The sequence below is a fragment of the Leptolyngbya sp. FACHB-541 genome (assembly GCF_014695875.1).
GTDB lineage: Bacteria > Cyanobacteriota > Cyanobacteriia > Elainellales > Elainellaceae > JAAUTN01.
Map to the genome: position 1 here is coordinate 25,693 of NZ_JACJPC010000062.1, position 14,101 is coordinate 39,793.

Here is a 14,101-nt window from a genome sequence, read left to right on the forward strand (position 1 = left end):
AATTCACATGGCTCGACTTTGTCAACGGTTTTCAATGATTGTATACACCTAAAGACCATTATGTCGCAAGCATTTCAATTCGTGTTGCCGGTTTTCTGCTAGTACTGGACGGTTAGCCGATCGCCGAGGGACGCGTCAACTAACTAGGCACATTGACCAAAGGTCGGCTTGCACTTGACGCAGGGTAGGGCAATGACAACCCAAAAAGGCGACAAGCGTTCGCGGTGGTTTGGTTCGCAATGTCTTCTAAAGAAACTTGACGCAAACGAGCGATTTGCTCTGCTACATAACGGACATAAGCGGGCTGATTGCGCCGCTCACCGCGCTTGGGCACAGGAGACAGAAAAGGACAGTCCGTTTCGATTAAGATGCGATCGCTTGGAACCATCTGAGCCGAAGCTTGCACCTGGAGAGCATTTTTAAAGGTCACAATGCCGCTGAAGCTGATGTAAAACCCTAGATCTAAAAACCACTGGGTTTCTTCGGGGGTACCGCTCCAGCAGTGCATTACACCTTTAACCGGACCGTGCTGGTCCCAGAAGGAACGCAACAACTCTGCCATTAGAGACGCAGCATCACGGCAGTGGACGATTACGGGCAAATCAAGCTGTTGGGCGATCGCCAACTGAGCCACAAAGACAGCTTCTTGCTGCACTTGATTCTCAGCCTTGTAAAAGTCCAGCCCAGTTTCTCCAATTGCTACCACTCTGGAATCAGATTGAGCTAGAGCCAGGAGTTGACTAGCAGAGTCAGATTCCCATTTGTCTACATCTAGCGGATGTAAACCGACAGCAAAAGACAGCTCAGAAAACTGATCGGCAATGGATTGAATTTTGCTGAACTCAGTTGGCTCGACGCAAGAATGCACAAGACGCACAACTCCGGCTTCACGCCAATTTTGAGCGATCGCTGCCAAATCAGGCTGAAAGCTCTCAAAGTTGAGGTGAACGTGAGTATCAATCAACTGCATAGTTTCTCCGAAGCTTACTTGCCCAACGCCTTAACCCAACTCTAAAAACTAAAAAGTCTTTAGGAAGCCTGGGAAACGGGTGCTTCGTGAGCTTTCAAAACTTTAGCAAGGCGAGACTTCTTCCGGGCACCGGTGTTGGGGTGAATCACACCCTTCTTCACGGCTTTGTCAATTTTGCTGAAAGCAGCCGACATGCGCTGTTGAACTTCCTCCTTTGAGTCAGGAGTAGGGTTAGCAGCATACGCCTCGACAGCAGTAAGGTAACGTTTCATCAGCGTTTTGACTGCTGATTTGTACGACTTGTTACGGAGACGGTTGCGCTCCGCAATTTTAACGCGCTTGATAGCGGACTTAATATTTGCCACAGTTAATCTTCAGGTTAGCTTGCTTATGGGAGAGCTTATAGCGACTAATCATTCTAGCGAATGATTAGAGAAATTACCAGACAAATTAGTCTAGCATCTACTGAAACAATACATATCATCGGAAAATCCAGGTTAAGCTAGATACATACAGGTTCAGAATGGCGGCTGTAACCGCTAGAATTTATGAGGTTTAGCGACCCTCAGAACTTGTGGTAGTTGAGCGGGTTATCCCGGATTAGCATTTCTAAATTAAAGTGGCGATGCTGCGAATTATTACTCAGCGGTCTGAAGCACAAACTGAATTGCGACGGATCTGCGATCGCACCCACGATGACCAAGTTGTCCATAAAGAGGCAACGGTTCGGGAAGTGCTTCAAGCAGTCAAGCGTCAAGGGGATCGTGCCCTACTGCACTACACAGAGGAGTTTGATGGGCAACTTCTCAAGCCTGAAGAGCTGAGAGTTAGCGGTTCAGAACTCGATGCAGCCTATCAGCAAGTCTCCAAGGAGTTGCTGGACGCAATCCGATTAGCCTGTCGCAATATTGAGTCCTTTCACCGTCAGCGTGTCCCTAAAAGCTGGGTGCAGTTTGGGGATCACGAGGTCGTTTTGGGAAAACGCTATACGCCAGTGGATCGAGCCGGACTTTACGTTCCGGGGGGGCGGGCATCCTATCCCAGCACCGTGCTGATGAATGCGATTCCAGCGAAGGTGGCGAAGGTGCCTCAAATTGTTATGGTGACCCCTCCTGGACCCAACAAAGCGGTTAACGCTGCGGTTTTAGTGGCTGCACAAGAAGCGGGCGTACAGGAAATTTATCGCGTAGGTGGGGCCCAAGCGATCGCTGCTCTTGCTTATGGGACTGAAACAATTCCGAAAGTAGATGTGATCACTGGACCAGGCAACATCTATGTGACCCTAGCGAAAAAATTGGTCTACGGCACGGTTGGCATTGATTCCCTGGCGGGCCCATCAGAAGTCCTCATTATTGCCGATAGCACAGCTAACCCTGCCCACGTTGCAGCCGACCTGCTGGCGCAGGCAGAGCATGATCCCCTAGCTGCTGCAATTTTGCTGACTCCAGATTCAGGATTGGCGCGGCAGGTGGTCGCAGAGGTTGATAAGCAACTGATTAATCACCCTCGTAATCTGTTAACAGAAAAGGCGATCGCTCATTACGGACTGGTTGTGATTGTTGATTCGCTCTCAACAGCGGCTGAGCTGTCGAATGAGTTTGCACCAGAACATTTAGAGCTAGAAGTTGCCGACCCCTGGAGCCTAATTGAGGAAATTCGTCATGCGGGAGCCATCTTCTTAGGTTGTTCTACTCCTGAAGCAGTTGGAGACTACTTGGCAGGACCAAACCATACCCTGCCTACCTCTGGCTCAGCCCGCTATGCCTCTGCGCTTGGGGTAGAAACCTTTATGAAAGCTTCCAGTTTGATTCAGTATTCTCCTGCTGCACTCCAGCAGGTTGCTAGTGCCATTGACCTATTGGCTCAAGCAGAAGGCTTACCCTCTCATGCCGACTCAGTCAGGCTAAGGATGCAGGACATGAGAGAGGAAGATTTACCGTAGAGTAACCTGGAAATTCTACTTACTCTTCAAAAACTGCTGAAGTCGCAGCAGACTTAACGTTTGTCCAAGGCTCAGTGGCAAAATTGAAACTCCTGCCAAGCAAGACTGAATCCAGCCTTCTCCCCAGTACCATTCGTGGTACCCATCAATACCTTGGCTCAGCAGTAACCGTAAACCATTAGGTTCAGCCAAATCTACCTGATGTTGAATGGCTAAAGGTCCAAGCCAACTGGTGTAAACAGTACCTGAAGCTAGCTGATCGGGAAGTCCCGATGAAAAAGTTTGTGGAGCTAACCACTGTTGAAACTCGGCTGGACGGAGAAGACTGTGTCGAATGTCTACCTCTGACGCTTCGACTTCAATGCGGAGATTACTTTGTTGAAAGGTTCCTAGCATGTAAACCGGAGAGAGCAGTGCTTCTCCAGTATGACATCTGCAATCAGAGGATTTGAGAGAGGAATTTCTGCGTCCGCTCTTCTTTTGGATTTTGGAAAAATTCTTCGGGCGTAGCTTCTTCTACCAGCACACCGCTGTCCATTAGCACTACGCGGTCAGCAACTTCTCGCGCAAAACCCACTTCATGAGTGACGCAAACCATCGTCATTCCCGAATTGGCCAAAGTTCGCATTACGTCCAGTACTTCACGAACCATTTCCGGGTCAAGCGCAGAGGTAGGTTCATCAAACAGCATGATCTTAGGCTGCATTGCTAAAGCACGAGCGATCGCCACCCGCTGTTGTTGTCCTCCAGAAAGCTGCCCTGGAAACTTGTGCGCTTGCTCCAGGATGCCGACTCGCTCCAGCAGTTGCAGTGCAACCTCTTCTGCCTTTGCTTTGGGCCAGCGACGCACCCAAATGGGCGAGAGCGTAACATTTTTCAGGACTGTTAAGTGAGGGAACAGGTTGAACTGTTGGAACACCATTCCCACTTCTCGCCGGATGGTCTCAATATTTTTCAGGTCATGGGAAAGCTTTATGCCATCAATTTCAATGCTTCCTTTCTGGTAAGACTCTAGCGCATTAAAAGTGCGAATAAAGGTAGATTTACCGGAACCAGAAGGGCCCATCACCACAACCACTTCACCCTTATTCACACTTAGGCTAACGCCACGCAAAACGTGAAAGTTGTTGTCATACCACTTTTCAACGTCTCTAGCGATGATGACTTTTTCCGAACCAATTTCGGGCTGAACGGCATCAGTTTGAGCTTGAGTCATTTTGCTTGTTCCTTGAGACGTTAAGTGGATTTGTGTCCTAATTAAAGGGTTTTTTGAAGTCGTGGAAGTTATTAGATTTTAGCGCCAGAACAGCAAACTGTTCTACTTGCTTTACACGTCAACATAACGCCGTTAAAGGGAATTAAACTGTTAGCGATTACACTTATCGGTTTTCAGTTCTGAGCTGTTTTTCAAGACGACGACTCGCTAGCGCCATTGCATAACAGCAACAGAAATAAATGACCGTGTCAAAAGCATAAACTTCTTGGTAACGACCCAAAAAATTGGGGTTAGACAAGATAGATTGAGAAATTCCTAACAGTTCTGGAAAGCCGATGATAGCTAGTAAGGAAGTGTCTTTAAACAAGCTAATGAACTGCCCCACAATGGTAGGGATAACTGCTTTGAGCGCCTGCGGCAAAATAATCAGAATTGTCACCAGAGGAGCGCTAAGTCCTAACGCTTTTGCAGCTTCAGCTTGTCCTCTAGGGATGGATTGCAAACCGCCGCGCACATTCTCCGCTAGGTAGGCGGCGCTAAAGAGGGTTAAACCCGCGATCGCTCGAACCACCCGATCAATTCGCACATTAGGCGGCAAGATCAGCGGTATCAGCAGCGAAGCCATAAACAGAATTGTAATTAGCGGTAGACCTCGAATAATTTCGATGAAACCAATCGACATCCAGCGAACGACGGGTAAATTGCTCTGTCGTCCCAGTGCTAACAAAATTCCAATTGGGAAGGAAAGGACAATGCTGACAATTGCGGTAAGTAGAGTCAGCAACAATCCGCTGAGGTCATCGAGCCTGACCTCTCGAAGAAACAACCCGCCGTGAATCAGACCAAAGACGATGAAGAAGATTCCTAGCCAACCTAACGCCAGCCAGGAAACCAAAGTCGGAAGGCGTCGTCCAATTTGCTGTCCAGCAAAGGCAGCGGCGACACTAAGCCCTAATATCGCTAAAAGCAAAAGACTCGTGTTGAGACTAACGGGAACGGACAACGCTACGAAAATCACCGCGAGCACACCCAAGGAAATTAGCCCCGTCCGATTAAATAACCAGGTTGAGCGAGCTAAAATCCCCCAGGTCAGCCCAGCCGAAATAGCAATAATGCCCAATGCTGTCCAAGGCCGCCACATGAGTGGAGCAGGATATCGTCCTACAAAAAACAGTCTCAAGTTGGCTGGAACAACCTGCCATTGAGCCTGAGTAAAGATCCAGGTGAGCAGTCCGTAGCCTAACCAGGCGATCGCTCCCAGGCAAACAATCGTCAGAACGGTATTGAACCAGTCGCTGAACAGATTTTTTTTAACCCATGCTGCAGGACTAATCTGGGTGATCGGGGGAGCCGAAATGACACTTGGCTCTGGATTCGTTGTGGTCATGGGAAGTCAAAGGTAGAAGAATGCAGGCAGCAAGTTAACGCTCTTTCAATTGAACAGAACGGTTAAATGTATTCATTCCAAAAGAAATAATCAGGTTGATGGTCAGATAGGTTGCCATCAGAATCAGGAACATTTCGATGGTGCGTCCGGTTTGATTTGAGGTTGTAAAAGAGGTAGCATACACGTCGCTGTACCCCACAGCGATCGCCAAACTAGAGTTTTTTGCTAGATTCAGGTACTCACTCGTCAGTGGTGGAATCATCACCCGCAAGGCCTGCGGAAAAATTACTAACCGCATAGCTAATGTAGGTCTTAGTCCTAAAGCTCTAGCGGCTTCCCATTGTCCCCTAGTGACAGATTGAATTCCTGCCCGAACCACTTCGGCAATAAAAGCAGCCGTGTAAAAGATCAGTCCAAATAGCAACGCTCCAAATTCTGGAGAGAGGTTTAGCCCGCCAGTAATTGCCGCTTCAGATAAGTTTGGGCGATCCCACTGAAGCCCGAAGATCAGAGCTAACAGAGCAAGAACACCGATGCCGATCAAGATCATCTGAAGCGATCGCCCTGACTCTCCACGCTGCACCATCGCCGTGATGCGCCGTCGCCAGATAATAAAGGCTAAAACTGCACTAATTAGCAGAAATGCGACAGACAGCCAGGTTTGCAGCGTCCCTTCTGGCCAGGGCATATCAACTCCACGCTGAGTCAGAAAAATAGGCCCTGGAAGGCGCGGTGGATTTTCAAGGTCGCCAGGGAGATTAAGAAAAACCGCAAAGTACCAGCAAAATAATTGCAGCAACAGAGGTGTGTTGCGGAAAAGCTCTACATAGATGCCAGCAATCTGTTTGAGCAGCCAGTTGTCTGAAAGACGGGCAACTCCTACAGCGATCCCAACCACAGTGGCTAAGATAATGCCCAGGATCATCACTCGCAGTGAGTTGACCAATCCAACTAAAACAGCCCGCCCATAGGAATCACTGGGAGTATAGGGAATTGGCGTATCACCAATACCAAAAGAAGCGGCTCGTCTTAAAAAACCAAATCCGAATGTAATGCCTAAACTTTGAAAGTTACGGGCGATATTGCTTCCCAAGATCAGCATGACCGTGACAAACACGACCACTGCTATCACTTGTCCGATAATTTTAAGGACGCGATCGTCACGCCAAAACGGAATCTTTTCATCCATTGTATCGAATGACCCAGGGCTAAAAACTGGTGTTAGGAACTAGGAGATTGTCCAGACTTTCAGAAGATCGATTTAATGGCGACTGATTTGTCACGCAAAAGTACATGACAAACCAGTCTTGCGGCAAACTCTAACAGCTAATAGTCCAAAAGGTGAGCCTAGCTACTAGCTCCTGAGCATTAGCGGAAAGGAGGAGCGTAGAGCAATCCTCCGTTCGTCCAAAGTTCGTTTGGTCCACGCTCTAGTCCAAACGGTTCACCGATATTGCGTTCATAAATCTCACCATAGTTGCCCACGGCTCTAATCGCCCGAGCTGTGAAGTCATTTGGCAAGCCCATATCCGATCCCAAACTCCCTTCTAAGCCCAAGAAAGTCCGAATGCTTGGATCTTCGCTATTTTCAAACTCGGCGATATTTTCAGAGGTAATGCCGAACTCCTCAGCCTGGATCAAAGCATAGGTAATCCACTTCACAGCGTCAGACCACTGCGTATCCCCGTTAGCAACCGCTGGTCCAAGTGGTTCTTTTGACATCACCACATCTAACACCACATGTTCGTCGGGAGTCGCCAGGGTTTCACGACGAGCAGTAAGCTGAGAGCGGTCAGAGGTTACACCCTGGCAGCGCCCTTGAGCATAGGCTGCATAAACCGCATCTTCGTCGTCGAATACGATTGGGGTAAATTCAGCGCCAATCTTCCGCATCTGATCGGTTAAGTTCAACTCTGTTGTAGTACCCGACTGCACACAGATAGATTTTCCTGCTAGTCCTTCCAAATCTTCAACGCCACTCGCGACAGGCACCATCATGCCCTGACCATCGTAAAAGGTGGTAGGTGCAAACTCCATACCAACAGATGTATCGCGGCTGATTGTCCAAGTTGTGTTGCGAATCAACACATCAATTTCGCCTGATTGAACAGCAGTAAAACGCTCTTGGGCACTGAGGTTACGATATTCAACAGCCTCAGGATCATCGAACATAGCAGCGGCGATCGCCTTACACACGTCAACATCCAGTCCCGAATACTCGCCTGTCTCATTGACGAAACTAAACCCTGGTAGCTGACCGTTTACACCACAAACTAAAGAGCCTCGCCCTAAAACAGTGGATAGGTGACCACTAGCGCCTTCGCCCTCTTCGGTTCCTGCCGTATCGGATGAAGAACTACAAGCCGCTATTGGTGCTACGGCGAGCATCATTGCCAATAGCAGAGAACCCCACTTACTCATATAAATCTCACTCACTATGTCAACAAACAGAGATTAGTATTGGCACAATAGCAGATTGCCTGGAGTAGCTGCCCAAACGCTTAACAGGACTCAACCTATACAGCAGACACTGAACCGACGAGCCTCAAGCTTCGCCTCTGCTACACAAGATAAAAGTCTGAGAAACAGGAACAACCTAGACTCCGGTTGCTGCACTGAACTGTACTACCATCCAACGCTTTTAGCTTTCTGTTTGTATCTAATTGCACAATTCTCTGCCCATGAACAAACGATAAATTGCGTAGAAGGGCTGAGAGGAGTGACAGGTTACATGAGTGAAACAATAAAAAATACTTAAAGATTGAAAATTAAATTTAGCGCCCTTGGGCCAAGTCCCGAATCAGCGGTAGTCTGGATTGAATATAAGCACTGAGCGCATCAAGTTCATGATGGTCAAGCGATCGCTCGGAGCGCACCTGACGTAACAACCACTGCACTAGACTAGAATCATCCAAACTTAAGAGAATGTTGGACTGAGTTGTCTCAACTAAAGCCCAGAGTTGTCTCAACATTAGGGGAGTCATAGCGACCTCTCGTTCTTAAGCTTTCCTTTATGTTTCCCAAGATACTCGGATTTTATGGAGACTGGGACTCGGATCATACAAGACGAAACAAGAGTTACAAAACGCTTCACAAACTGATCGATAACTTGACCAAGAGGCAGTTAGCTTAAGGAAAGCAGAGTATTCAGATTAAAAGAAGCGAGGTTGTATGCCAGGCAGGGTTTTGTACAGACGCAATCAGCTGCGCCTGTACAAAAGCTGTTGAGGAATGTTAAGAAGGCAGACTAAAAGGCAAACTGTGCCCGTAAGTTGCCAACGTAGATAGTTGGGTTGTCGCTAAAGTTGTTAGCGTTGCCAATTATATAAAACGCAGGAACTAGTGCAATGTTGTCGGTTAGAGGGTAGTAGTACGTTGCTTCAAATTCATACTGCACTCCACCATCGCCCCCACCTGAGACCAAAAACTCACGACCGTCTAGCACTGAGAAAGGAATCATGTATGAAAGCGTTGCCAGAGCGCCCTCTTTACCTAGATCAGGGAAAGCTAGACCAGCCTGGAAGGCTTGAGCATCTACATCTCCTGGCTCAATGTGCGTAATGCCATAGGTATATCGGCTGAAGATTCCGATACCAGGTGTAATCAACCAGTCAAAGTTGATATTGAAGGTATCGGCAGTCGCGTCATTTAATCCGCCACCTGCTCCATCATCTAATAATCCATAGATGGGTTCTCCGGGTGCTCCACCCACTTGGCCAAACACGGCATTCAGATTCGAGCGGTTATACAGCAACCGGATATTAAAGGTGCTGGTAGGAGAATAAGTCACCTCAGCAGTCAGGGTATTGGTTCCACCAAACAAACCCTCATCAGGGTTCGAAGAGGTTCTAAATAGGCTAGCTGGAAGGAATTCGTTGTTCTCGCCCAGATAGCCTACGCCCAACCGGAATTGGTCACTCAGTTGCCAGAGCGCTACCGCACCTGAGCCCCGGTCAATGGTATTTAGCAGTGTGCTGCCAATTGAGTTGAAACTGCTAGTGCCGTTGAGGAAGAAGGTGAAACTGTTGTTGTCAAAGTATCGGTACCAGTTAACTCTAGGTCCAACGATCACTTGAACATCGTCGCCTACCGGAAACTCATAAAACAGTTCTCGAACAACTACAGTGACATCGCCAATGTCTACTCCACCCGTTTGGTCAGTGTAGGGAACTCCGAACGTGTTGTAGAGACCTGCCGAAGCGAAAACATTAGCAGGGGAGTCTCCATTGCCCACCGCCAGCTGCGTCACCAGATTGTCCCGCCCTGTAAAAGAAGTGTTGAGCGTTATCCAGGCCAAGTTGCTAAAGGTGATTTCTGGATCATCCGTAACTTCTGCAGTTAGGGGTCTACCTGTAACGGGATCTCGTCCTGCCGGTCTAATTACAGGAGGGGCAGTGATATCAGACGTTTCTACTTGAATATCTCCGTCCGCAAAAGCTCCAGTGAGGTTAAACCAAACCAAGCCACTTAAAGTTGTTGTGGTTGAAAACTGGTTTGCTTCCAGTTCGGCGGTTCGAGCTTCCAGAGTGTCGACCCGACCGTGCAGGCTAGCCAGTTCTGCTGCAAATTCTTGTTGCAGCCGCTCAATTGTTGCTAAGTCTTCACGGGACACTGCATCCGCTAAGCCCTCAGCAATTAGCTCATTTACCCGATCGAGACAGGCATTTAGCCCTGCTGCAAATTCGTAGCGAGTCAGCGATCGATTGCCGCGATAGGTACCATCAGGGTATCCGGCAATGCAGCCGTAGCGCTCTACGAGAGATTGCACTGCCTGAAAAGCCCAGTCCGTGGGCTGAACGTCAGACAGTTGGGAAACTGAGCTGAGTTGAGACATTGCTCCCTGGGAATCGGGTAACGAAGCGGTCTGTGTGATGGAGGGAGGTGATTCTATTTCAGCTATGGGAGAAATGCGATCGCCATTCTCCATACTTGATTCTGCTGGGCTTGGTTCTGCTGAGAATATCTCAGTAGGCTCTATACGGGTAGTATTTGAAACCTCTGTTTGAGCGATCTCTAACCCACTAGGTGATAGGGCTGAACGATCGATGTTCTCAAACTCAACAAAAGATTCAAGCGCCTCAACAGAAGTGACTGCTGCTTGCTGTTCAGAGTTTTGAGAATCAGGGTTTTGAGAAACTGGGCGAATTTCGGTTGCGCTAGCGATCGCCTCCCCTGCACCTACCCAATAAAAAGCCAAAGCTGCTACATTCAGCAGCAGCGTTCGCCAAAGGAACTTACGCATCTAATCCTCACACCCAAGTTTATTGAATTCGAGGATGAACTTAGCAAAGGCTCTCAGCGGGAAGATGTAATCTTAGATACCGGAGAACAGCTAAAATGAGGAATGTTACAAACAACTCATACGACGCTGAACTAGCCATTTGACCAGCGCATCAAAGGTTTTCTAAATCTTGTCCCGTAGTAGTAGGGGAAGCAGATTGTCCTTTGGGCTTTTGATCTAATTGAATTGCCTGCTGTAAAGCAGCTTTCTCTCTAGCTCTTTGAACATAGGGCTGTAGCTGTGTAGCAGTCCAACCGCTGAGAATACTCAAATTTTCCAGGCTAATTCCCCTCAGCAACATCTCCACACACCAGGTTTGCCATGCCTGCTCAATCCGCAGAGGTTGTCCCGATAGCGTGGTCAAATCTTCTATCCAGACCTGCCAGCGCAGACGAATTTCCACTTCTGAGATCGGACTTCCTGCCTCATTTAGAAATAGAGCAGTTCGCTCATCCTTACGAGTTTTAAGCCACTGCGTTAAAGGATTACGAGTCACAGAACCATGGCGTTGCCCCATAATCCATTGATTGAGGGGCACTTGCCGAGATACCCCTTGATTGACTTGAAGCAAATGCTGCTGCGTCTCTTGAAGGTAGTGCGATCGCTGCAGTCCGACAACTTCTACAGGACTCAAACCCGCTCCAAACAGAACATAGGCCAAAGCATAGTCTTGACCATCCAACTTTTTCGCCCGCTGCAAAATTGTTTGAACCAGGCTGGCAGGTAAATCCGCTACGGCTGGCTTTGGATCTGCTAAAGCAGGCTTAACCTCGTCTGCGTCAACTGAGTCGGCGGTCGCTGAAGGAATACTCGTTTGTTCCGAAGTCAATACAGCACTCCGAAGCAATAATTCCACCAGGTCAATGACAAAATCGTGGCGATCGCTCCAAAGGTCATGAAACTCACTAGTCAACTCAAGCGTGGCATATCCCAACAGCGACAAGTTGAGAAATCCAGCCAGCTTCTCTACCGAAAAGTGAGTTAGCGGGTGCCCTTGAAGCACAGTTGCTAAATATTGCGCCGTATAGTGATTGACTTGAGCTAACCCATACCCCAACGCCTGCCGATTTTCTAAAGAAAATTTTCCTGCTTCCCCAATCAGCGATCGGACAAGCTCTGGCATCTGATCCAACTTCTGCAAACATTTTTCGCCGTAGGAATTGAGCGCATGAGTAATATCATCAGCATCATTGGCTGCTTGTCCCAAAGACTCTCCTAAACGAGTGAAAATTCCCGTGTCTTCAATCACCGCCAGAAGCAAACCCTGCTTATTGCCAAACTGCCGAAATAGCGTTACTTCATTCACATCCGCCAGTTCAGCAATCTGTCGAGTGGTCGTCTCAGTGATGCCTTGAGCCGTAAATAGCTGAAGCGCTGCTCGGATTAAACGCTGTCGAGTTGAATTAGATTGAGAACTCATGAAAATATGCAAGTGCTACTTGCATTTAAACGGGAACGTTGTTACGCTAAGAATGTAAGTAGCACTTGCACTCCCCTTTTACTTTAACGGTATTCCTAAATCAGCGTGAAGCCAAATCAACAAAAGGAAAACTTAAGTGTTCCAAACGGCTTTCCTGAATGGGCTGGATTGATGCAAGGCATTTTTTAAGGAAGATTTATGACTTCTAATTCAATGCAAACCGTCACTGCAGGCGGTCAGCCCCTGGTGCTGAACTGGGTAAATGTGGTCTTTTTTGGATCAATCCATCTTCTTGCACTGTTGGCTCCCTGGTTTTTCTCCTGGTCTGCTTTAGGTGCCGCGATCTTTTTGCACTGGCTACTGGGCAGCATTGGCATCTGCCTAGGCTATCATCGCCTCCTAACGCACCGCAGCTTTCAAGTCCCTAAACCATTGGAATACATCATCGCTACGATCGGTGCTCTAGCACTCCAAGGTGGTCCGATTTTCTGGGTTTCTGGACATCGCCAACATCATCTTTATACTGAAGACGCAGATAAAGACCCATACGCTGCCAGTCGTGGATTTTGGTGGAGCCACATGTTGTGGTTACTCTATCCTCGTGCTGAATTCTTTAAGCGAGAAACTTACCAGAAATATGCGCCTGATTTAGCTCGTGACCCTTATTACCGTTGGCTCGATAGCAACTTTCTGCTGCTGCAAATTCCTCTAGGACTGTTGCTCTTCGCATTAGGCGGCTGGTCTTTTGTAATCTATGGCTCAATCTTGAGAGCAGTCATACTCTGGCATAGCACCTGGTTGATTAATTCTGCTACTCACATGACTGGCTATCGCTCATTTGAAGTAGAAGACGGATCTCGCAATCTCTGGTGGGCAGCTATTCTCACCTATGGGGAAGGCTGGCACAATAACCATCATGCTCATCCTAATGTGGCAAAAGCAGGTTGGAAATGGTGGGAAGTAGACGTTACCTGGTGGGCAATTCAAGTTTTAAAAACACTGGGTTTAGCGAAAAAAGTAGTCATGCCACCTCAGTCATCAGCTTCCGCTCATTAGTAGACGTTCTGGGTGAATGGTAGCGCGGCTGAGTTACGCTACCATTCACGCTTTAGAAACTGATTCATAGGTGAAGTCTAGTAATTCAATTACTCCCCTCCCCTCCAAAGATTAAGTACTAAAAGATCAGGGATACATTCCTGATCTTTTAGTGGGAAAGGAATAAAAAATGCCCTGCCTGCTAGGTGGGGCATTTTTTATTTCTAGGGATGTAACGCTGTACAGATTAAGGGTTTTAGGCTTTCTGAGGAGAGACAGCTTTTTTCCGTAATAGCCAACTTAGTCCAGAGAAAGCAAGCCCTGTAAGGTTAGGGGTGCTTTGTGTAGATGCAGCAGATTCTCGCTGAACGTAACTGACTTGACCTTCACCCTCGCCCGCAGACACGTCATAAGTAAAAGCACTTTGGCTCTGATCAGACTGACTATTGAGGTGAAAGATAAAGTCAAATGGGGCATATTTTAGCCCAGATAATTCTCCGTCTTTAAACTGCAAAACGGGTGAGTCAGGAAGCCGAACATCATCTGCTTCACTGTATTTATGGTTGAGAAAGTTGAAGGAAACGTTTAGCCCCTGAGCAAGTCCAATGGTTTCAAATCCTTCTCCAGATAGGGTAGAGGCATTGTAGCTAAAAGAACCCTCAAAGGTTTTGCCAGTTAATGAGCCGGAACTGATTCGCACTTTGAAATCGTAGGTAGTAGCACCCTTTCCCCTTTTTGCATTCATAAAAGCGGGTTGTGAAGGTGTTTTGGCGATCGCCACTGTCTGTTCCAAGTCAAGGTCAGTACTCATTTTTGCCCCATCTTTGCCCTATGCGATGAAATCGTAAGT

General features: G+C 47.8%; 13 protein-coding genes. 2 read left to right on the top strand and 11 right to left on the bottom strand.

Translation table 11 applies throughout. The features are described 5' to 3' along the window. Positions 1-139 precede the first annotated feature (139 nt). Together H6G00_RS13460 and rpsT are read right to left on the bottom strand one after the other, a co-directional pair. Positions 140-970 (bottom strand): TatD family hydrolase, encoded by an 831-nt coding sequence (locus H6G00_RS13460; RefSeq protein ID WP_190797123.1) that lies wholly within the window; start codon positions 968-970, stop codon positions 140-142. A 59-nt stretch (positions 971-1,029) separates the two neighbouring features. Continuing rightward, on the bottom strand, positions 1,030-1,335 hold the full coding sequence (gene rpsT / locus H6G00_RS13465; protein WP_190641998.1) for a 30S ribosomal protein S20: 306 nt from the start codon (positions 1,333-1,335) through the stop codon (positions 1,030-1,032). A 260-nt stretch (positions 1,336-1,595) separates the two neighbouring features. Here rpsT and hisD point away from each other — a divergent pair, with 260 nt between their 5' ends. Then, a complete protein-coding gene (gene hisD / locus H6G00_RS13470) occupies positions 1,596-2,912 on the top strand; it encodes a histidinol dehydrogenase (RefSeq protein WP_190797124.1) in 1,317 nt (438 codons plus the stop codon). Between the two features lie 15 nt (positions 2,913-2,927). On the opposite strand, the gene H6G00_RS13475 is transcribed toward hisD, so the two are convergent. From H6G00_RS13475 to H6G00_RS13510, 8 genes are all read right to left on the bottom strand, one after another. Next, entirely contained in the window at positions 2,928-3,308 is a 381-nt protein-coding gene (locus tag H6G00_RS13475) for a hypothetical protein (protein ID WP_190797125.1), read from the bottom strand. A gap of 43 nt (positions 3,309-3,351) precedes the next feature. Next, positions 3,352-4,128 carry an amino acid ABC transporter ATP-binding protein gene (locus H6G00_RS13480; RefSeq protein WP_190641995.1) on the bottom strand — a complete coding sequence of 259 codons (777 nt, stop codon included), beginning with the start codon at positions 4,126-4,128 and terminating at the stop codon, positions 3,352-3,354. 163 nt (positions 4,129-4,291) lie between these two features. Then, a complete protein-coding gene (locus H6G00_RS13485) occupies positions 4,292-5,515 on the bottom strand; it encodes an amino acid ABC transporter permease (protein WP_190797126.1) in 1,224 nt (407 codons plus the stop codon). Positions 5,516-5,549: 34 nt separating this feature from the next. After that, positions 5,550-6,704, bottom strand: a complete 1,155-nt coding sequence (locus H6G00_RS13490) for an ABC transporter permease subunit (RefSeq protein ID WP_190797127.1) — start codon at positions 6,702-6,704, stop codon at positions 5,550-5,552. A gap of 179 nt (positions 6,705-6,883) precedes the next feature. Further along, complete coding sequence (locus H6G00_RS13495; protein WP_190641992.1) at positions 6,884-7,936, bottom strand: amino acid ABC transporter substrate-binding protein; 1,053 nt, start codon at positions 7,934-7,936, stop codon at positions 6,884-6,886. A 353-nt stretch (positions 7,937-8,289) separates the two neighbouring features. Next, positions 8,290-8,499 (bottom strand): hypothetical protein, encoded by a 210-nt coding sequence (locus H6G00_RS13500; RefSeq protein WP_190641991.1) that lies wholly within the window; start codon positions 8,497-8,499, stop codon positions 8,290-8,292. A gap of 263 nt (positions 8,500-8,762) precedes the next feature. Next, positions 8,763-10,757: an iron uptake porin gene (locus H6G00_RS13505; protein ID WP_242042259.1), complete on the bottom strand. Its 1,995-nt coding sequence runs from the start codon at positions 10,755-10,757 to the stop codon at positions 8,763-8,765. Positions 10,758-10,908: 151 nt separating this feature from the next. Beyond that, positions 10,909-12,216 carry a TetR family transcriptional regulator gene (locus tag H6G00_RS13510; RefSeq protein WP_190797128.1) on the bottom strand — a complete coding sequence of 436 codons (1,308 nt, stop codon included), beginning with the start codon at positions 12,214-12,216 and terminating at the stop codon, positions 10,909-10,911. 198 nt (positions 12,217-12,414) lie between these two features. On the opposite strand from H6G00_RS13510, the gene H6G00_RS13515 reads away from it, so the two are divergent. After that, positions 12,415-13,272: a fatty acid desaturase gene (locus H6G00_RS13515; protein ID WP_190683653.1), complete on the top strand. Its 858-nt coding sequence runs from the start codon at positions 12,415-12,417 to the stop codon at positions 13,270-13,272. A gap of 235 nt (positions 13,273-13,507) precedes the next feature. On the opposite strand, the gene H6G00_RS13520 is transcribed toward H6G00_RS13515, so the two are convergent. After that, on the bottom strand, positions 13,508-14,062 hold the full coding sequence (locus H6G00_RS13520; protein ID WP_190797129.1) for a hypothetical protein: 555 nt from the start codon (positions 14,060-14,062) through the stop codon (positions 13,508-13,510). Between the last annotated feature and the right edge of the window lie 39 nt (positions 14,063-14,101).